Genomic DNA, 18169 nt, shown 5'->3' with positions numbered 1-18169 from the left:
ATGGCCTGCCAGCGGTGAAACAAGCGATCAAGGGCACGGGGCGTGGTCGAGTCTACAGCGTCTGGACGTCGACCACTCCCGCGACCGCCTTGATCGCGCCGGCGATCTGCGGCGAGACCTTGTAGCGGCCGGGCAGCTTCATCTCGACCTCGGTCTCGAGGTCCAGCATCATCACCAGCGAGACGTCACCATCCGCGCCGGCCGCGGGTGGCGGCGCGGCGGCCGGCTTTACCACTGGCGCCTTTGCGGGAGCACCCGGGGCGGGCGTGGCGTCCGGCATGTTGAGCCGGCGCGCGATCGAATCCAGCGGCTTGGTGTCGCGCACGAAAATCCGCAGGCCCTTTTGCGTCTTGGCCGCGGCGTGATCCAGCGGCTCGGCGTGCAGCACCCGCGCCCGCACGTCCTCGCCCTGCAGTTCGGCGCCGAGTTGCAACAGCACGGCAGCCCCCGGCTCCAGCACGTCCCGGTACTGCGCGAGGCCTTCGGAAAACAGCACCGCCTCGAAATGGCCGGTCGGATCCGACAGGCCCATGATGCCCATCTTGTTGCCGGTCTTGGTGCGCCGTTCCATCCGCGACACCACGGTTGCCGCGACCTTGCCTGCCGTCGCGCCGGTCTTCACCGCGCGCGAGAATTCCGCCCAAGATTGCACGCGCAGCCGCTTCAGCGCGGTCGCGTAGTCGTCGAGCGGATGGCCCGACAGGAAGAAGCCGATCGCGTCATATTCGCGCCGCAGCCGGTCCGCGGGCAGCCATGGCTCGACCTGCGGCAGCGTGATGCTGGGCGCATCCGGCGCGCTGCCGAACATGTCGTTCTGGCCCGAGGTCGCCGCCTCGTGGCTGCGCTGGCAAGCGGCGAGGATCGCATCGGCGCCGGCGAAGACGCGGGCCCGGTTCGGATCCAGCGTGTCGAACGCGCCGGCCGCCGCGAGGCTTTCGATGATCCGCTTGTTGACGGCGCGCGGACTCACTCGCGCGGCGAAATCCGCCAGCGAGGTGAAGGCGCCCTTCTTGTTGCGCTCCTCGATGATCTGCTCGACCGCCTGGATGCCGACGCCCTTCAGCGCGGCGAGCGCGTAGTAGATCGTGTTGCCGCTGACTTCGAAGGTCGGGCCGGAGCGATTGATGTTGGGCGCTTCGACCTTGATGCCGAGCCGCTGCGCCTCGGAGCGGAATTCGGAGAGCTTGTCGGTGTTGTTGAGTTCGAGCGTCATCGACGCCGCGAGGAACTCGACCGGGTAGTGCGCCTTCATGTAGGCGGTGTGGTACGACACCAGCGCATAGGCCGCCGCGTGGCTCTTGTTGAAGCCGTAGTCGGCGAACTTGGCGAGCAGCTCGAAGATCGTCTCCGCCTGGCCCTTCGACACGCCGTTCTTCATCGCGCCGGCGACGAAGATGTCGCGCTGCTTGTCCATCTCGGCGCGGATCTTCTTGCCCATCGCGCGGCGCAGCAGGTCGGCCTGGCCGAGCGAGTAGCCCGCCATCTGCTGCGCGATCTGCATCACCTGCTCCTGGTAGATGATGACGCCGAAGGTCTCCTTGAGGATCGGCTCCAGGATCGGATGCAGATATTCCGGCTCCTCGTCGCCGTGCTTGCGCGCGCAATAGGTCGGGATGTTCGCCATTGGGCCCGGCCGATACAGTGCCACCAGCGCGATGATGTCCTCGAAGCGGTCCGGCCGCATGTCGATCAGCGCGCGCCGCATGCCCTGGCTTTCCACCTGGAACACGCCGACGACGTCGCCCCTCGCCAGCATCTGATAGCTCGGCGCATCGTCGATCGGCAGCGTCGCGAGGTCGACATGGACGTCGCGCTGCTTCAGCAGCTTGACCGCGACGTCGAGCACCGTCAGCGTCTTGAGGCCGAGGAAGTCGAACTTCACGAGGCCCGCCGGCTCGACCCATTTCATGTTGAACTGCGTGACCGGCATGTCGGATTTCGGATCGCGGTACATCGGCACCAGCTCGCTCAGCGGCCGGTCGCCGATCACGATGCCCGCGGCGTGGGTCGAGGCGTGGCGCGTCAGGCCTTCGAGGCGCTGGGCGATGTCGAACGCCCGCGCCACCACCGGATCCTCGTCGCGGAACGCCTGCAGCTTGGGCTCGCCTTCGATCGCCTGCGCCAGCGTCACCGGCGCGGCGGGATTCTGCGGCACCAGCTTGGTCAGCTTGTCGACCTGCCCGTACGGCATCTGCAGCACGCGACCGACGTCGCGCAGCACTCCGCGCGCCTGCAGCGTACCGAAGGTGATGATCTGCGCTACCTGGTCGCGGCCGTAGCGCTCCTGCACGTACTGGATCACCTCGCCGCGGCGGTCCTGGCAGAAGTCGATGTCGAAGTCCGGCATCGAGACGCGTTCGGGATTGAGGAAGCGCTCGAACAGCAGCGCGAAGCGCATCGGATCGAGGTCGGTGATCGTCAGCACCCAGGCGACCAGCGAGCCGGCGCCGGAGCCGCGGCCCGGTCCTACCGGAATGCCCTGCGCCTTCGCCCATTTGATGAAGTCCGAGACGATCAGGAAGTAGCCCGCGTATTTCATGCGGGTAATGACGTCGAGCTCGAAGGCAAGCCGTTTGGCGTAGTCCTCCTCCGTCATGCCCGGCGACAGACCGTGCACCCGCAGGCGGTTGGCGAGCCCCTCCTCCGCCTGGCGTTTCAGCTCGGCGGCTTCGTCGGCGGCGGCGTCGGAGCTCGCGGCGGCACCGACCGTGAAGAACGGCAGGATCGGCTTGCGGGTCTTCGGGCGGAACGAGCAGCGCTCGGCGATCTCCACCGTCGAGGCCAGCGCCTCCGGAATGTCGGCGAACAGCACCGCCATTTCCGCGCGGGTCTTGAAGCGGTGATCCGGGGTCAGTTGCTCGCGGTTGGTCTCGGCGATCAAATGGCCGCCGGCGATGCACAGCAACGCATCATGCGATTCGTAGTCGTCACTGCTGGCGAAATACGGCTCGTTGGTCGCAACCAGCGGCAGGCCCTTGCTGTAGGCGAGGTCGATCAGGCCGCCCTCGGTGCGGCGCTCCTTGTCGATGCCGTGGCGCTGCAATTCGACGTAGAGACGATCGCCGAACAGGCTCGCCAGGCGTTCGCAGCGGGTCGCCGCCAGCGCCGCCTGCTCGGCACGCAGCGCCAGCGCGATCGGCCCATCGGGCCCGCCGGTCAGGGCGATCAGATCCTCGGCGGCGTCGATGAGCCAGTCGAGCTTGATGTGCGGCGTCTGGTTCACCGGCGTCTCCAGGAACGCCCGCGAGTTCAGCCGCATCAGGTTCTGGTACCCGCGCTCGCGTGCCGCCAGCAGCACGATTCGCGCCGGACCCGTCGTCGCCAGGATGCTCCGCGTATTGGGGTCGACATCGCCGAAATCCACCGCCAACTCGCAGCCGACGATCGGCTGGATGCCGTAGCCGGCCATCTTGTCGGAGAATTCCAGCGCCCCGAACATGTTGTCGGTATCGGTGAGCGCCAGCGCCGGCTGGCGGTCGGCCTTGGCGAGCTCGCCGAGCTTGGCGATCTTGATCGAGCCCTTCAGCAGCGAATAGGCGGAATGGACGTGTAGATGAACGAATCCGGCGTTCGGCATGGCTGCTTACGGGATCTCTTGGAGGCAGGGATGGCGCGAGTACCAAAGCCGGAACTCGAAAGCATCAGACCCGACTCGCATCCCCATCGTGGGGCCTGGGTCCTGCCAAGTCCACGTCGAAGGCGGCGTGGCGGCAGGTCGTCCTGCTTTTCCCCAGATGCAACCTGGGCCCCCTGTTCCGCGGGCACATTTCAGAACTGGGTGATCAGCTCAGAACTGGGTGATCAGCTGGGCCCAAACCGCGATCATCCCGACGAACAGCGTGATCGACGCCAGCGCTGCAGCTTCCTGCACGAAAATCTTCAACATGGCCGCTCTCCCTAAACTGGAACGTATGCAGAACATTGTTCCTTTTTTGTTCTCGGAGTCAAGCTACAGCGATGGACCGATCAGGAAAGTGATCTTGATAGTTAACCGCGGGGGTTTTGGGTGCTGTTCTGATGAGAACGCGCGCGAGGCGACGGCCGGAAGCTGACGGCACCAAGCCCGTTTGATTCCAGTACTCCCCGTGAGCAGAGGAAAGCGCAGGAGCGAAGCCTAAGGTCGAGGGGCTGAGTGTTCCGGCCTCAGCGTGAAGTAGCGATCAACAATCTCGGGGGAGCATCGCGATGCCTCGTACCTCCACCACCATTGCAGCAAGACTTCCTGTCAATGCACTCGCGATTTTGGTTCTAACGCTGACGCCGGCCAGCGCAGAAAAGGTGTCCAAGAGACAGCAGGCCATCGTCAAGCACATCAAGGCCGAATGCAAGGCGAAGGCGGCGCAACAGGCCAAGGGTTACGGCTTCGTCGAAAGGTGGCGCGCGTATTCGGACTGCATTAACGATGCATCCAAGGCCAACGCCGGGCTCGACTTCGCTGATTTCGACTAAGGAGCACGTGGCTCGTTACCGGCCGCTTGTATTGGCGGGCACGACAGAGCTCCCTACGAGCTCAATCGGAGCAAGACAAAAACCCGCTGCGTTCACGGCCGATGGTTAATCCACCAGGCCAACAAAAAACCCCGGGCCGAAGCCCGGGGTTTTCGATGCCGCTTGGATTAAGCGAGCGATCAGTAACGTGCGACGATCGGGCCACCGAACTTGTAGTTCAGACGGCCAAGGACCATGTCGGTGTCGCCACCGGTGTGGAAGCCGGTCACACCGACGCCAGCCGGGGTGACGAAGGTCGCACCGTGCGTGTCTTCGAAGATGTGGTTGTATTCGACGCCGAGCGACCAGCCCTGAGCGAAGGCGAATTCGAGGCCAACGCCGACCGTCGGGCTCCAACGGGTGTCGTAGCCGGTCTGGGACGCCAGCGCGCCGCCGGGTGCCAGGAACTGGTAGTTGCGATCGGTGACCGCAGCACCGCCCTTGGCGTACAGCAGGACGTTGTTCCAGGCATAGCCGATCTGGCCGGTGAACAGGCCGAACGCATCGGTCTTCGAGCGAACGGTGCCGCCCGGGACGAGCAGGTTGCCCGTGCTGCCGGAGAAGTCAGCCCAGTTGCCCTGAGCTTCCAGGCCCCAGACCCAGCCGCCGGTCTGCCAGCGGTAGCCGATCTGGCCACCGACGGTGCCGCCGTTGGCGTCGTAGCTGCCGGCCTGGCCGATGCCGTCGACCGAACGGTTGTCGTGGCTCTGGCCCCAACCACCGTTGATACCGATGTAGAAGCCGGTCCAATCATACACAGCGGCAACCATGGGCGGCGGAGCCTTCGTGTAAGGGCGAGCCGCGAGGTCAGCCGCAGAGGCAGCAGTCGCGCTGAGCGCGAGCAGGCTGGCGGTGACAAGCAAAATCTTTTTCATTTTCCCGTTCCAACTTTTTCTACAGGCCCCCAAGGCCGCGAGACACCGTCATAGCAGCCCCCGTCGGAATTGCTGTAACTTCGCTGCAACAGGCAGGCCCAAACGACTTCGCTCAAATTTGAAGTTAATACTGCGTTACAAGCACTTCTTGGAACTTTTGCCACATAGCTGCCGCACAATTTTCACAATTCAAAACTGCTTGGGCAAGCTGCCCGCAAGATCGTGTTGACCGGAACCGGCTTGTCCGATTTGGATCGTCGCCGAGATCGAATCTTCGCAGCGATTAAGGAATGCACATGCGGACGATGATTCTTGCTGCTGCGGCGTCTGTGCTTGCGCTCGCTACCCTTGGTACGGCGCCCTCGCATGCCGTCGGCGTGCGCTACCCGTTCTGCATCCAGGGCGATCGCTATCCCGGCCTCAGCAACTGCTCCTATCCGTCCTATGAGGCGTGCCTCGCCACCGCCTCGGGCATCGGACAGAACTGCATCGCCAATCCCTATTATGCCGGCGACAACGACCCGCGCTCCTATCTGCATGCCTCTCCGCGTGATCGCCGTGAGGGCAATTTTTTCGACCTGTTCATTCACTGACATCCGGCCGGGTGGCGCCGCCGCGGGAATGTGAGTTGATCGCTCCGGCCCGCCGGTGCCTATTCGCACCGACGTTCGGCGGGAGCGTTGCCGGCGCCAGATCGACTGGAGCTTCTGATGCGAAACCTGATTCTGGTACTGTTTCCGGCGCTCCTAGCGCTGGGTGCCATCGCAAGCACGCCAGCCAATGCCCAGAAATACGATTCGACTTCGCCGGTCTGCAAGACGAACTACCGATGGGGCGGTGAGGATACCGACTGCGGTTACACGTCACTGCAGCAGTGCCGGGCCTCAGCGTCCGGCCTCGCCGCGATTTGCATCAACAATCCCTATTATGCCGGGCCGCCGATCGATCGCCGGCCGAGCCAGTCTGGCAAACGGCCTCGCCCCGCCTATTGAAGGCCCAAGCGCGCCTTCCACTTCGATTCAATCATACCGGAAAAGTCTTTAGATTTCCAGCGCTTAGCGAGCATTCTTCACACGAATCGCGACCCACTTCACGCGAAGCGCTATTCGAGTTCGACGACCTGTCCGTTCGACAGCGACACCCGGCGATCCATCCGCGCGGCGAGATCCAAATTGTGGGTCGCGATCAGCATCGCGACGCGGGTCGCCTTCACGAGCTGCATCAGCGCGTTGAACACGTGATCGGCCGTTCCCGGATCCAGATTTCCGGTGGGCTCGTCCGCAAACAGCACCCGCGGTGCGTTCGCAACCGCGCGCGCGATCGCCACGCGCTGCTGTTCACCACCCGAGAGTTCTGCGGGACGATGGGTGATGCGATCGCCAAGCCCGAGATAGGCGAGGATCTCGGTCGCACGTTTCACGGTTTCGGAGCGCTTGAGGCCACGAATCATCTGCGGCAGCATGACGTTCTCGAGCGCCGAAAACTCCGGCAGCAGCCGGTGCGACTGATAGACGAAGCCGATATCGGAGCGACGAATCTGCGTGCGGTCGATGTCGGACATCTGCGAGGTCGGCGTGCCCGCGACATAGACCTCACCCTCATCGGGGCTCTCCAGCAGGCCCGCGATGTGCAGCAGCGTCGACTTGCCGGATCCCGACGGCGCCACCAGCGCCACCGATTGACCGGGCCACAGCGCCAGCTTGGCACCGTTCAGGATCGTCAGCGTCGCCTCGCCCTGCCGGTATTCCCGCTTGATATCGTGAAGATAGACAACCGGTACGTCTTCCGCCCCCTCCGCCATGTGCGCTCCTATTCGTACCGGAGCGCTTCGACCGGATCGAGGCGCGCGGCGCGCCACGACGGGTAGAGCGTCGCCAGGAAGGAAAGCGTCAGCGCCATGATCACGACGGCGAGCGTCTCGCCGAAATCGACCTCGGCCGGCAGCTTGGAGAGGAAATACAGCTCCGGCGAAAACAGTTCGGTGTTGGTGAGCCATGACAGGAATTGCCTGATCGATTCGATGTTCAGGCAGATCAGCATGCCGACCGCAAAGCCGGTCAGCGTTCCGACCACGCCGATCGAGGCGCCGGTGATCAGGAAGATTCGCATGATCGAGCCCTGCGAGGCCCCCATCGTGCGCAGGATCGCAATGTCCTGGCCCTTGTCCTTCACGAGCATGATCAGCCCCGAGACGATGTTGAGCGCCGCGACCAGCACGATCATGGTCAGGATCAGGAACATCACGTTGCGTTCGACCTGCAGCGCGTTGAAGAATGTCGAATTGCGCTGCCGCCAGTCGACCAGGAAGACCGGCCGGCCGGCCGCCTCCGTCACCAGCTTGCGATAGGTTTCGATCTTGTCCGGATTGGTGGTGAACACTTCGATCGAGGACACGTCGTTGTTGCGGTTGAAATAGGCCTGCGCCTCGGTCAGCGGCATGAAGACGAAGGTCGAATCGTATTCCGACATGCCGATCTCGAACACCGCCGTGATCTTGTAGGGCTTGATGCGCGGCGTCGTGCCCATCGGCGTCACCGCGCCCTTCGGCGAAACCAGCGTGATCATGTCGCCGGCATGCAGCGAGAGCTGATCGGCAAGCCGGCGGCCGATCGCAACCCCCTGCCCCTCGTCAAAACCCTCGAGCGTGCCCTGCTTGATGTTCTTGGCGATCGAAGTGAGGTTGTTGAGATCGTCGGCGCGAATACCGCGGATGAAGACGCCGGCCGCGTTGAACGGCGATGATCCTAGTCCTTGCCCGTCTACGACAGGCGCGGCGAGACGAATGCCCTGCACCTGGCTGATGCGGTCGGCGACATCCTTCCAGTCGGTCAGCGGCGATTCCAGGGGCTGCACCAGGAGGTGGCCGTTGAGGCCGAGGATTTTGTCGAGCAGCTCCTTGCGGAAGCCGTTCATGACGGCCATCACGACGATCAGCGTGGCAACGCCGAGCATGATGCCGAGGAACGAAAAGCCGGCGATGACCGAGATGAACCCTTCCTTGCGGCGCGCGCGCAGATAGCGTCCGGACAGCAGCCATTCGAATGGCGCAAACGGCGGGGTACGGACTGGCTCGTTCATGGTCTCATCCATCTCTCGATAATCCCATGATTCGGGCCAAATGTGGCCGGATTACCCCGCCGATCGCGCGGCGTGACTAAACTTTAACCCGCGAGCTTCGCGACCACGTCGGCGGGGCTCATGTTGTCGCGCGAGCCATCGCTGCGGCGCTTGACCTCGACCTTGCCCTCCGCGAGCCCCTTCGGTCCGACGAGAATCTGCCAGGGGATACCGATCAGATCGGCCGCGGCGAACTTGGCGCCGGCGCGCTGATCGGTGTCGTCGTAGAGCGCGTCGACGCCCTTCGCCGAGAGTTCGCGATAGAGCTGCTCGCAGGCTCCGTCGACAGCGGCATCGCCCTGCTTGAGGTTGAGGATCGCGGCGCGGAACGGCGCGACCGCTTCGGGCCACTTGATGCCCGCGTCATCGTGACAGGCCTCGATGATGGCGCCGACCAGACGCGACACGCCGACACCGTAGGAGCCGCCATGGATCGGCACGTCGACACCGTCGGGTCCTGCCACCATGGCCTTCATGGTGTCGGAATATTTGGTGCCGAAATAGAAGATCTGGCCGACCTCGATGCCGCGGGTATTGAGCCGCTTTGCTTCCGGCACTTCCTGCTCGAAGCGCGCAGCCTCGTGGACGTCCTCGGTCGCCGCGTAGACCGAGGTCCACTGCTTGATGATCGGCGTGAGATCGCCGTCATAGTCGACGTCCTCGCCCGGTACCGGCAGGTCCAGTACATCGCGATTGATGAAGACGCCGGACTCTCCGGTCTCCGCCAGCACGATGAACTCATGGCTGAGGTCGCCACCGATCGGGCCGGTCTCGGCCCGCATGGGGATCGCCTTCAGGCCCATCCGCGCAAAGGTGCGCAAGTAGGCCACGAACATCTTGTTGTAGGAGCGCCGCGCGCCGGCCTCGTCGAGGTCGAACGAATAGGCATCCTTCATCAGGAATTCGCGGCCGCGCATCACGCCGAAGCGCGGACGCTGCTCGTCGCGGAACTTCCACTGGATGTGGTAGAGGTTGAGCGGCAGGTTCTTGTAGGACTTGACATAGGAGCGGAAGATCTCGGTGATCATCTCCTCGTTGGTCGGTCCGTACAACAGCTCGCGCTTGTGACGATCGAGGATGCGCAACATCTCCGGGCCATAGGCGTCGTAGCGGCCGCTTTCCCGCCAGAGATCGGCAAGCTGCAGCGTCGGCATCAAGAGCTCGAGCGCGCCGGCGCGGTCCTGCTCCTCGCGAACGATCTGCTCGATCTTCTTCAGCACCCGGAAGCCGAGCGGCAGCCAGGCATAGATGCCGGCCGCCTCCTGCCGCATCATGCCCGCGCGCAGCATCAGCCGATGCGAGACGATCTCCGCCTCTTTCGGGTTTTCTTTCAGGATAGGCAGGAAAAACCGCGACAATCGCATGGTGTTACTCGGGAATCAGGAAAGCGTGGGAAGCGCAGCAGTGAAACCGGATCGGCCGTGAAAACACAAGGCCGCCAAATAACAAAAGCCCTTCAAATCAGGCGATTTTCGGCCATTTGAGCGATTTGCGTCCCGCTGGACTGCCCGGCGCGCCGACCGTCCGTCTACCTGACCTCGAAATCGTCTTCGAGCGTCACTTTCTTGAAATCGGTCACCAGGGCGTCAATCTGCATGTGCCAGCGGCCGGGGACCGGCAACGGCACCTTCTTGACGTGCCAATAGCCGTCGGGAGCGAGCGTAGCGCTGCGTTCCAGCGGCTCGATGCCGCGATCTGGCAGGCTCAGCGTCAGCGTCGCCTCCTCGGCTGCGAACGGGCTGGCATCGCCGTTCATCAGCTGCAGCACGAAATCGTTCTGCCCGACCTTGCCCGGCGCGATCAGAACCTGGAACATCGCGGTATCGGTGTGGATGTGGACCGCGAGCGGAACATCGTCTGACATCGCCAGCACGCGGGGCGGCGGCGTGAAGCGCCATAGTGCGACGAGGCCGAGGATGGCGATCATCAGCACGAACTCGAGCGCGATCGAGCGCTGCAGCGGCCGCGTACGGTGAAATTCGCGCGCAATGGCCGGCGTAAACACCAAACGGTTCAGCGCAGCGAGCGTGAGCAACAGCGACACCAGCACAAGTTTCGCCACGAGGACGTTGCCGTATCCAGTATCGATCAGCGCGCCAAAGCTTTCCAGCTGAACGACGGCAAGCGCGAGGCCGGACAGGGCGATCAACGCGACGACCGGCACGGCGAGCGTCGAAAACCGCCGGACTACCCGCAACAGCGAATCCTTGCGCTGCCAGCCCAGCACGGCGAGCGGCCCAAGCGCACCCATCCAGAAAGCGAGGCCAGCGCCATGGATGAACAGCGCGGTCCGCGTCAACCATTGCGGAGAAGCGGTGGCGGCATGGCCGCTGACCGCAAGCGACAGCCCAACGCAGATCATTGCGACTGCGGTGCTGATCCACGCCACGCCGAACGACGCACTGCGCCAGGCGATCGCCGCGATCGACATCGCGGCAATCGCGAGCAGCAGCGCGGTAAACAGGCTGGTGCCGGCGGCGCTGGCCCAGGCCGCCCAAGTCAGGACGCCCGTGATCGGCAGGTTCAGCAGGTCGACGCCCTGCAAGCCGAGCGAGGCGATCGCGCCGACAAGGCCGATCGCCAGCGACCACATGATCAGCCGTCCACCCGCTGCCCCCTGCCCGATCCATGCGGCAAAGAACACGCCGCCAACGCCGGCAAACAGCCCGAGATAGAGCCCGAGCCGTGCCAGCCAGATCAGCACATGCAGCAGGCCATCGCCGGCCGGCGCCGCCGAGCCGGTGACGACGCCGATCGAGAACAACAGCGAACCCGCAACCGGATGGCCATCCTGGGAGACCACGCGATAGCTGACCACCTGCGTGCCCTGAGGCAGGTCCGCCGGCAGGGTCACCATCACCGATTGATCGACGGCGCGGATCGTGACGTCGCGCGGCTTGCCCACAGCGTCGAGCAGGCTGACCGCGGTCGGCGCCACCGCTTCATTGAAGTGGAGCGCCACCGTCTTGGGTGCCACGGTCACCACGCTGCCATCCGCCGGCTCAGCGGCGATCAGGACGGCATGCGCATCGGCCGAGGTCGCAAGACACAGCGTCACGAACAACGCGGCAAGACCTGCAACGACAAGACTTGCGACCGCCCGCACGGCTTACGGCTTCGGCAGCAGCTTGACGCCGGGCGCCGGCGTGTTGCTGCCATGGTCGTGGCCGCCGCCCTGCCCTTCGGCCGGAACATCGATCCAGCGGCTGACGCCCTGCTCGCATTCCTGCACGACGGGAAAATACAGCGTGGTGTTCGGCTTCAGCGTGTCGGTGAAAAACGTCTGCATCACGAACTCGTCGTAGTTCTCGTCGGAGAGCTTGCCACCGCTCCAGGCGACTTCCTTCACGCCCTCGGTGAGCTTGGCGCCGTGAAAGTCGTACTGGGTGGCGTATTTGCCGGTGACCGTATCGAGTGTCCAGCCGGGCTTCGGCATCGGCTTGACGCCGATCACGCCTTCCGGAATCTGCACGCGGATCTTGATCGTCGCCGATCCCGCGCAGCCATGCGGCACGGCGAAGACCGCCTTGTAGTACGAACCGATTGCCGCCTGCTTTCCCTCAAGCGTGACATGGGCGATGGCCGGCGACGCTGCGAGCAGCGTCGCCGTGGCAATGAGGAGCGTGGTTGATCGCATGGCCCCCTCACATCTTCTTCATGTCCATATGACCGGAATGGTCGCCATGGCCGGAATGATCGCCGCCGCCCGGCGCCTGCGCGCCGACGGCCTGCACATCGAGCGACACCGAGACCTTGCCGGCCTTCTCGAATTCGAGCGTGACCGGCACCTTGTCGCCCTGCTTCAGCGGATTCTTGAGGTCGAACATCATCAGATGATAGCCGCCGGGCGCGAGCTTCACGGTCTTGCCGGGTTCGATGGTCACGCCGTTGTCGAGCGCCCGCATCTTCATGACGCCGTTGTCCATCGACATTTCGTGGACCTCGACCTTGCCGGCGACATCGGCAGAGCCTGAAATCAACCGGTCGGGCGTCGCCCCCTTGTTCTCGATTGTCAAATAGCCGCCGCCAATCTTGGCACCGTTCGGGGTCGCGCGCGTCCACGCCTGCGTGATCACGAGGTCGCCGGCCTTGATGTCCTCGGCACGTGCAGAAGAAGAAGCGAGTACGGCGGACAGCGCTGCGAGAGCAAGGATGCGAGAGAGCATCTTCATTGGACGAATTTCCTTTCAGGTTGAAGTTGGTGTGTCATCGGATTGCTGTGGCCTGGGCGTCAGACCATTTGTTCAGATCGGCGATTTCGGCCGATCCCTCGATCGTTGTGATCGTTCCGTCACGAGCAATCAGCATGGTTCGCGGGATATCGCCTTGCCACGCCGGATCGATCTCAAATCTCAATCGCTCGGCAAAGCCGTCGCCAAAAATCCAGTTTTCGGCGGAAGCGAGCCCGGCGTGATCCAGCATCGATCGCGTCGCCTCCGGAAGGTTCGGAACCAAATCCGCGCTGATCGTGACGACGTCGATATCGGGATGATCTTTCATGAACTGGCCAAGCTGCGGCAGCTCGACCTTGCATGGTCCGCAGGTCACGCCCCAGAAATGCACCAGGGTCGGATGACCGGCGTGCGCATGCAGCAGCTTCTGCCAGCTGCCGCGTTCGAACGGCTTTGGAGCGCCCTCGCCCGCCGCAAGTGCGGAAGGCAGCGTTGCGAGCAGGACAAGAGCCGCGAGCAAATGACGTTTCATGGTTCGCCCTCGATCGCTTGAAAATGGTAGCCGTCGGCCTTCGTCATCCACGACAGGTAGGTCCGCCGCCTGTCCGAGACCAGCAGCGGATGGTCGGAGCTGTCGGCGGTGTCGGCGATATCAATAGGCTTCGACCATGTCGCTCCGTCGTCATGTGACGTCATCAGATTGATCGATGTCTTCTGCCCGTCGAACTCCTTCCAGACCATTGCGAGCCCCAGCGGCCCTGCGATGATTTGCGGTCGTGACGGGCTCCGATTCGGCTGACCAATCGGAAGCGGATCGGAGAAGGTTTTGCCGCCGTCGCGCGACCGCGCATAGAACAAGCCCTTGCGCGCCTTGCCGTTGGTGTACCACGTCACATGATAGGTTCCCTGTGCCGAAATGGTCAGGCTGGGACCATGGTGCGGACATGCCGCGATCTGCCAGTCGTCACGGCTCACCCGATGTATCTCGCCAGGCGTGGCCAGACCGGTGAACGTCACGATCGCATGGTCACGCACGCCGCCCTCAAAGATGTTGCGAAACACCACCACCGGATGGCCTGCGCCATCGAACGCCAGCGCGAGACGGCAGCACTCGCAGGTGTTATCGGCCGCAAACTGGGCATCGGAATAGGTCGCGCCGCCGTCCTTCGATGACGCGAAGAACAATCCGGCCCCGTCATATTTCTCGCCGCGCTGCTGCGCCGGGACACGGTTGCGCTTGTCGAGCCACACCGCAAACACGGCGCCGGCGGGATCGAAGCCAATTGCCTCGAAGCGCTGGCTTTGATTGTTCGATGTGATCGGCTTCGGCAGATCGAAGCTGCGACCGCCATCGCTCGACCGCGCGGTCAGTACCTGGCCGTTGAAGGCCTGATCGCGAAAGATCGAGAAGGCCACGGCGATGTCGCCCTTGGCATCGATCGCAAGCTTCGGCCGCGCGTCCGGGCCCCAGTCCAGGTTGAGCCGCTCCCGGGTGACCTGGACCGGAGCGGAGAAGCTCTTGCCCTGATCCTTCGAACTCGCGACGGAGATCTGGCCTCCGGCCATCCAGGTCAACCACAACGTCCCATCCGGCCCGAAGGCCGGAGTGACTTTCGTCGCGCAGCGCAGCACGGTCTCCTCGCAGGCCGCTTCAGAGGCGTGCTGATGGCTCATCTGCGCGACGGCAAGGCTCGGCAATGCTGCGAGCATCACCGCCGCCAGCACCGACCGAGCCGCAGGTTTGCGATACGTCATCGATGCGCTGGTCATTTGAACGCAATCCTCATGCCCGCCACGAAGGCGCGCGGCGATCCGGCATAGATCGAGTTGGTCGAGTTCGCCAGTACGCTCGCGGGATTTTGAATGCCTCCCGCCGTCACCGAATTCGCGATGTTGTTCGCCGAAGCCACATAGGTCCGGTCGAACACGTTCCTGACCTCAACGTACAGATTCAGCGACTTGAAGGAATCGGAAACGAGATCGGTCTTGTAGTGCAAATTGAGGTTGACGAGTTCGTAGCCGGGCGCCCTCAAGAGGTTGGCATTGTCCATGTAGAAGCTGTCCTTCCACTGGACTTCGATGAACCCGCCGAGCCCCTGCAACGGACCCGACAACTGGTCGTAGCCCAGCCGTGTCGTCAGCTCGTTCGGCGAAACGCCGGGGATCTTGTTGCCGGCGCGATTGAAGCTGAACACCGCGCCGTTGCTGATGTTCTCGATGTATTCCGTGTAGACCTCGTCGAGATAGGTATAGGCCGCCGAGAACCGCCAGCCTGGCAGGAATTTCCAGTCGGCAGCGAGTTCGACACCGCGATGTTCCGATCGTGGCGCATTGAACGTGTAGGAGATGCCCGATTTCTGGGTCGCCTGCGAGACAAGCTCGTCCTTGAAGAACTCGTAGAAGCCGGTGACGCTGACCTTGACCGCGTTGTTCGGCGTCCAGTCGGCGCCGAGGTCGTAGCCAAGATTCTTCTGCGTGCGCAGCTGGGTGTTATTGCCCGACGAGCCGTCCGGCAGAATGAACAGATTGCTGACCTGCGGCGTGCCATATCCGGTTGCCACCCGGCCACGCAGTTGCCACTCGTTGTTCAGGCGGTAAAGCAACGCGAGCTCCGGCGCGGTGTTCTGGAATTGCCGGTCCGCCGTCGTGATTGCGGTGGACGTAGCCCCGGCCACACCGGTGTAAGTATAGGCAGTATTTCGCCCGGTGAGATTGGTGGTCTCCCAGCCAATGCCGGCAATGGCCGTCAACGCCGACGTGAGTCTCAACTCCTCGCGCGCGCGAAGGCCGTAATTCGTCGTCGTGCTGAACAGGTTGCTGGACAGGCTGCCGAGCGTCGCATTGCCGCCCGGCATCACGTTGCGGGTGTCGCTCGAAGCTGTCAGCGTGTTGTAGAAGCCGCCGAAATAGGCCGTCGACTCCATCCCGAAGATGTCGCCCCGCCTGACGACGTCGCTCATGTAGTTGTAGGACGGGAAGTCGCCGATCGCGCTCGTCGATCCCGTCGGCTGGCTGATATTGCGATCGTCGAACGCGAACTGGTTGCGCCAGGTGGTCTGGTTGTCGAAATCGTGCTCCCAGCGACCGCCGACGATGGTGCGGCGGTCGTCGCGACCGAGGCCTGCCTGGACCGCGGTCTCCTTGTCGGTCCCCGCCGCCGAATTGAAACCGTTGTTGAACAAGGTCACGGTCCCACATCCGGGTGCTGCCGTGGCGCCGGTGGTGCAGCCCTGCTGGAACGGATTCGTGTTGAACTGATTGAGCGACGAGCGGATCGGCAGGCGCGTCGTCAGATCGTTGTTGATCAGCTTCACCGTGAGACGGTCGTCCGGCGTGACCTGCAGGGTGCCGAGGAAATTGACGGTCTGGGTATTGAACCAGCTGTTGCCGATATAGCCATCGCCGCGCGCGTCGCTGACGAACAGCGAGCCTTCGAAATTGCCGACCTTCTTGCCGGCGGCCAGATAGTTGTTGAGATACCCGAAGCTGCCGCCGTCGACGCCGTATTCGACGCCGTCGATCGTGCTGCCCGGCCGGGTCCGGAAGTTCAGCGCGCCGCCGGTCGCGTAGTTGCCGTAGAGTGCCGATGACGGCCCGCGGACCACGTCGATCGCGCCATAGGCGTGCGGATCGATCAGATCGCTGCGCGACAGGCCGTCCGGCTGGGTGACCGGAAAACCGTCGTCGAAGATGACGAGGTTTCGGATTCCGAATCCGTTCCGCGCGTTCGACCCGCGGATCGAGATGCCGAAATCGCGCGGCCCGTTGCCCTGCTTGATCGAGATACCCGGACTGTCGCGCAACACGTCCGCCACCGAGAAGGACGGCCGGTTGTCGAACTGGCTGCGGTCGATGGTCGTTTGCGTCTGACCGGCGGGTCCCTGGTTCAAGCTGTCCCGCGCCGCGCTGGGCGTGATGCGCTGCGTGCGGCCGGCCGCCGCCACGGCCAGCGGCGCCAACGGCCTGACGGGCCGTCGGGCGGCAACCGCGCGGACCTTCGGCTTGGACCTTGCCGATTTGGCTCGCGCGGCCTGCGGCGCATCGACCGTGACGGATGGCAATGTCGTCTGGGCCTCTGCCCAACTTGTAGGCGTGGTAAGCGCAAAGCCCAGCGTGAGTGCGCTGGCCCCGGCCCGCAGATGAAGCCAAAACATGGATGAATCCTGACACCGGCTCGTCGGCCGGATGGCTCTATGACACTCGCCGGCGCGCAAGGTGCACCGGCAGCGAGAACGTCGTCAGGAAGAAAGCGGCGGCGCGCGGGCTTGCGCGGCAAGACGCGCCTGCGAGCGATCGAGTTTGGACGCGAAATCAAGCCAGGCGATGCGTGTCGAAGGCCGCTCGACGGTGTGAGCCGTGATCTCGGGGTTATCAACGGGCGCGCCGGTCTGCAGCAGGCTGCATGCGGAACAACAGCCGTCATGGGCATCATGACCTTGGTCACCCTGCCCGGCTCCAGGGCCGGCATTGCCGTGGCAGATGGTGGCGGCCGCGAGCGGATCGGACGCGGCAAGGCTCGCCGCCCAGCAGGCCCCGATCGGTGCAAAAATCTGCACCAGCAGGGCAACCAGGACTATGGGCAGAAAAATCTTCAGCCGCCGGCGCATCGCAAAACCCATCCGGAACGGAACTAACCACTACAGGCCCCGGAAGTCGAGATCATCGACATCGTGCGTTTCTTCCGGCTGACGGAAATCGCCGGGCGTGGCACTTGCGTCACGGCCGCTCCGCCGGCCTTCGTATCCCCTTACCCCGTCACGTGTTTTCAGCTCACTTTCGCAACCGCCGGTGGCGCCATCCCAATCATTTCGCAAATTGCTCGAAATTTGAACAATCGTTGCCGAAAATGATGACAAGGCTGGAAAGATAGTCTACCAATTCGGGCTCAGGCCAGCCGCGAGGTGTGTCCTGGTGGTCCAAGTCTCGGGAGGAGCCCGACGCGCACAAGCAGCGTCACCCCATCAATCAAGACCAAATCGAATTTTTGGGGCAAATAGGGTCGACACAATTTTTGGAGCAGGGCTTGGCGCCCTGCTCTTTTTTTATGTGATGATCGCAAAGCGCTATGACTCCATCATCGAATCCAATCGAACGTAGTTTCGAACTTGCCGCTGCGCGCTGCGTTGATCTGACACCGCACGTGTACCAGCGCCTGTTTCGCGAACATCCCGAGGCGCAGGCGATGTTTCGCACCGAAGGCAGCGAGCCGGTGAAAGGCTCGATGCTGTCGCTCGCGATCGAAGCCATCCTCGATTTCGCGGGGCGAGCGGCGCGGACATTTTCGCCTGATCGAATCCGAAGTGTTCTCGCATGATGCCTACGGGACGCCGCGCGAATTGTTCGTCGCATTCTTCGCCGTGATCGCCGACTGCTTGCGCGACATTGTCGGCGAGCAATGGTCTGACGAGATCGATGCTGCGTGGCACAAGCTGCTTGGCGACATCGAAGCCATCGTGCTGCAGCAGAAACATCTCGTAGACGCGAGGGCGTAGCGCCACCGTTCCGATTGTGACACAC

At 63.5% G+C, this 18169-nt stretch carries 15 protein-coding genes and 1 pseudogene; 4 read left to right on the top strand and 12 right to left on the bottom strand.

Annotation, left to right across the window (positions count from 1 at the left end; genetic code table 11):
- Positions 1–52: 52 nt before the first annotated feature.
- The gene (gene dnaE, locus ACVISU_RS40950; RefSeq protein WP_456710714.1) at positions 53–3577 is read right to left on the bottom strand and encodes a DNA polymerase III subunit alpha; all 3525 of its coding nucleotides are present in this window, start codon (positions 3575–3577) and stop codon (positions 53–55) included.
- A 608-nt stretch (positions 3578–4185) separates the two neighbouring features.
- Between dnaE and ACVISU_RS40945 the strand changes: the two genes are divergently transcribed.
- Positions 4186–4449 carry a hypothetical protein gene (locus tag ACVISU_RS40945; RefSeq protein WP_456710713.1) on the top strand — a complete coding sequence of 88 codons (264 nt, stop codon included), beginning with the start codon at positions 4186–4188 and terminating at the stop codon, positions 4447–4449.
- Positions 4450–4628: 179 nt separating this feature from the next.
- On the opposite strand, the gene ACVISU_RS40940 is transcribed toward ACVISU_RS40945, so the two are convergent.
- Positions 4629–5363 (bottom strand): outer membrane protein, encoded by a 735-nt coding sequence (locus tag ACVISU_RS40940; protein ID WP_050402419.1) that lies wholly within the window; start codon positions 5361–5363, stop codon positions 4629–4631.
- Between the two features lie 296 nt (positions 5364–5659).
- On the opposite strand from ACVISU_RS40940, the gene ACVISU_RS40935 reads away from it, so the two are divergent.
- Both ACVISU_RS40935 and ACVISU_RS40930 read left to right on the top strand, forming a co-directional pair.
- The gene (locus ACVISU_RS40935; protein ID WP_244522032.1) at positions 5660–5956 is read left to right on the top strand and encodes a DUF3551 domain-containing protein; all 297 of its coding nucleotides are present in this window, start codon (positions 5660–5662) and stop codon (positions 5954–5956) included.
- A gap of 117 nt (positions 5957–6073) precedes the next feature.
- A complete protein-coding gene (locus ACVISU_RS40930; protein WP_456710712.1) occupies positions 6074–6355 on the top strand; it encodes a DUF3551 domain-containing protein in 282 nt (93 codons plus the stop codon).
- Between the two features lie 110 nt (positions 6356–6465).
- Here the strand turns inward: ACVISU_RS40930 and ACVISU_RS40925 are convergent, their stop codons facing one another.
- From ACVISU_RS40925 to ACVISU_RS40880, 10 genes are all read right to left on the bottom strand, one after another.
- Positions 6466–7164, bottom strand: coding sequence for an ABC transporter ATP-binding protein (locus tag ACVISU_RS40925; RefSeq protein ID WP_050402416.1), 699 nt, complete (start codon positions 7162–7164; stop codon positions 6466–6468).
- Positions 7165–7172: 8 nt separating this feature from the next.
- A complete protein-coding gene (locus ACVISU_RS40920; RefSeq protein WP_050402415.1) occupies positions 7173–8453 on the bottom strand; it encodes a lipoprotein-releasing ABC transporter permease subunit in 1281 nt (426 codons plus the stop codon).
- A 71-nt stretch (positions 8454–8524) separates the two neighbouring features.
- Complete coding sequence (proS, locus tag ACVISU_RS40915) at positions 8525–9844, bottom strand: proline--tRNA ligase (RefSeq protein WP_456710711.1); 1320 nt, start codon at positions 9842–9844, stop codon at positions 8525–8527.
- 164 nt (positions 9845–10008) lie between these two features.
- Positions 10009–11586, bottom strand: coding sequence for a copper resistance CopC/CopD family protein (locus ACVISU_RS40910; RefSeq protein WP_456710710.1), 1578 nt, complete (start codon positions 11584–11586; stop codon positions 10009–10011).
- Between the two features lie 3 nt (positions 11587–11589).
- Positions 11590–12117 carry a YcnI family copper-binding membrane protein gene (locus ACVISU_RS40905; protein ID WP_456710709.1) on the bottom strand — a complete coding sequence of 176 codons (528 nt, stop codon included), beginning with the start codon at positions 12115–12117 and terminating at the stop codon, positions 11590–11592.
- Positions 12118–12124: 7 nt separating this feature from the next.
- Positions 12125–12652 carry a copper chaperone PCu(A)C gene (locus tag ACVISU_RS40900; RefSeq protein WP_050402411.1) on the bottom strand — a complete coding sequence of 176 codons (528 nt, stop codon included), beginning with the start codon at positions 12650–12652 and terminating at the stop codon, positions 12125–12127.
- A 34-nt stretch (positions 12653–12686) separates the two neighbouring features.
- On the bottom strand, positions 12687–13184 hold the full coding sequence (locus ACVISU_RS40895) for a TlpA family protein disulfide reductase (RefSeq protein ID WP_456710708.1): 498 nt from the start codon (positions 13182–13184) through the stop codon (positions 12687–12689).
- The gene (locus ACVISU_RS40890) at positions 13181–14422 is read right to left on the bottom strand and encodes a sialidase family protein (protein WP_456710707.1); all 1242 of its coding nucleotides are present in this window, start codon (positions 14420–14422) and stop codon (positions 13181–13183) included. The genes ACVISU_RS40895 and ACVISU_RS40890 overlap by 4 nt, the downstream gene beginning before the upstream one ends.
- Positions 14419–16806, bottom strand: a complete 2388-nt coding sequence (locus tag ACVISU_RS40885; protein ID WP_456710706.1) for a TonB-dependent receptor family protein — start codon at positions 16804–16806, stop codon at positions 14419–14421. The genes ACVISU_RS40890 and ACVISU_RS40885 overlap by 4 nt, the downstream gene beginning before the upstream one ends.
- An 84-nt stretch (positions 16807–16890) precedes the next feature.
- The gene (locus tag ACVISU_RS40880; protein ID WP_456710705.1) at positions 16891–17259 is read right to left on the bottom strand and encodes a DUF2946 family protein; all 369 of its coding nucleotides are present in this window, start codon (positions 17257–17259) and stop codon (positions 16891–16893) included.
- Between the two features lie 458 nt (positions 17260–17717).
- Between ACVISU_RS40880 and ACVISU_RS40875 the strand changes: the two are divergent.
- Positions 17718–18144 (top strand): annotated as a pseudogene (locus ACVISU_RS40875) (globin).
- Positions 18145–18169: the final 25 nt, after the last annotated feature.

This window comes from Bradyrhizobium sp. USDA 4452 (assembly GCF_054063575.1).
Note: the sequence above shows the minus strand (reverse complement) of the source record. Positions and strands in the feature narration are given on the sequence as shown.

Excerpts from the sequence above, each read along its gene's own strand:
- ACVISU_RS40905 (WP_456710709.1), bottom strand. The coding sequence starts at position 12,117 with ATGCGATCAACCACGCTCCTCATTGCCACGGCGACGCTGCTCGCAGCG.
- ACVISU_RS40880 (WP_456710705.1), bottom strand. The coding sequence starts at position 17,259 with ATGCGCCGGCGGCTGAAGATTTTTCTGCCCATAGTCCTGGTTGCCCTG.
- ACVISU_RS40935 (WP_244522032.1), top strand. The coding sequence starts at position 5,660 with ATGCGGACGATGATTCTTGCTGCTGCGGCGTCTGTGCTTGCGCTCGCT.
- ACVISU_RS40925 (WP_050402416.1), bottom strand. The coding sequence starts at position 7,164 with ATGGCGGAGGGGGCGGAAGACGTACCGGTTGTCTATCTTCACGATATC.
- proS (WP_456710711.1), bottom strand. The coding sequence starts at position 9,844 with ATGCGATTGTCGCGGTTTTTCCTGCCTATCCTGAAAGAAAACCCGAAA.
- ACVISU_RS40945 (WP_456710713.1), top strand. The coding sequence starts at position 4,186 with ATGCCTCGTACCTCCACCACCATTGCAGCAAGACTTCCTGTCAATGCA.
- ACVISU_RS40900 (WP_050402411.1), bottom strand. The coding sequence starts at position 12,652 with ATGAAGATGCTCTCTCGCATCCTTGCTCTCGCAGCGCTGTCCGCCGTA.
- ACVISU_RS40890 (WP_456710707.1), bottom strand. The coding sequence starts at position 14,422 with ATGACCAGCGCATCGATGACGTATCGCAAACCTGCGGCTCGGTCGGTG.
- ACVISU_RS40885 (WP_456710706.1), bottom strand. The coding sequence starts at position 16,806 with ATGTTTTGGCTTCATCTGCGGGCCGGGGCCAGCGCACTCACGCTGGGC.
- dnaE (WP_456710714.1), bottom strand. The coding sequence starts at position 3,577 with ATGCCGAACGCCGGATTCGTTCATCTACACGTCCATTCCGCCTATTCG.
- ACVISU_RS40940 (WP_050402419.1), bottom strand. The coding sequence starts at position 5,363 with ATGAAAAAGATTTTGCTTGTCACCGCCAGCCTGCTCGCGCTCAGCGCG.
- ACVISU_RS40930 (WP_456710712.1), top strand. The coding sequence starts at position 6,074 with ATGCGAAACCTGATTCTGGTACTGTTTCCGGCGCTCCTAGCGCTGGGT.
- ACVISU_RS40920 (WP_050402415.1), bottom strand. The coding sequence starts at position 8,453 with ATGGATGAGACCATGAACGAGCCAGTCCGTACCCCGCCGTTTGCGCCA.
- ACVISU_RS40895 (WP_456710708.1), bottom strand. The coding sequence starts at position 13,184 with ATGAAACGTCATTTGCTCGCGGCTCTTGTCCTGCTCGCAACGCTGCCT.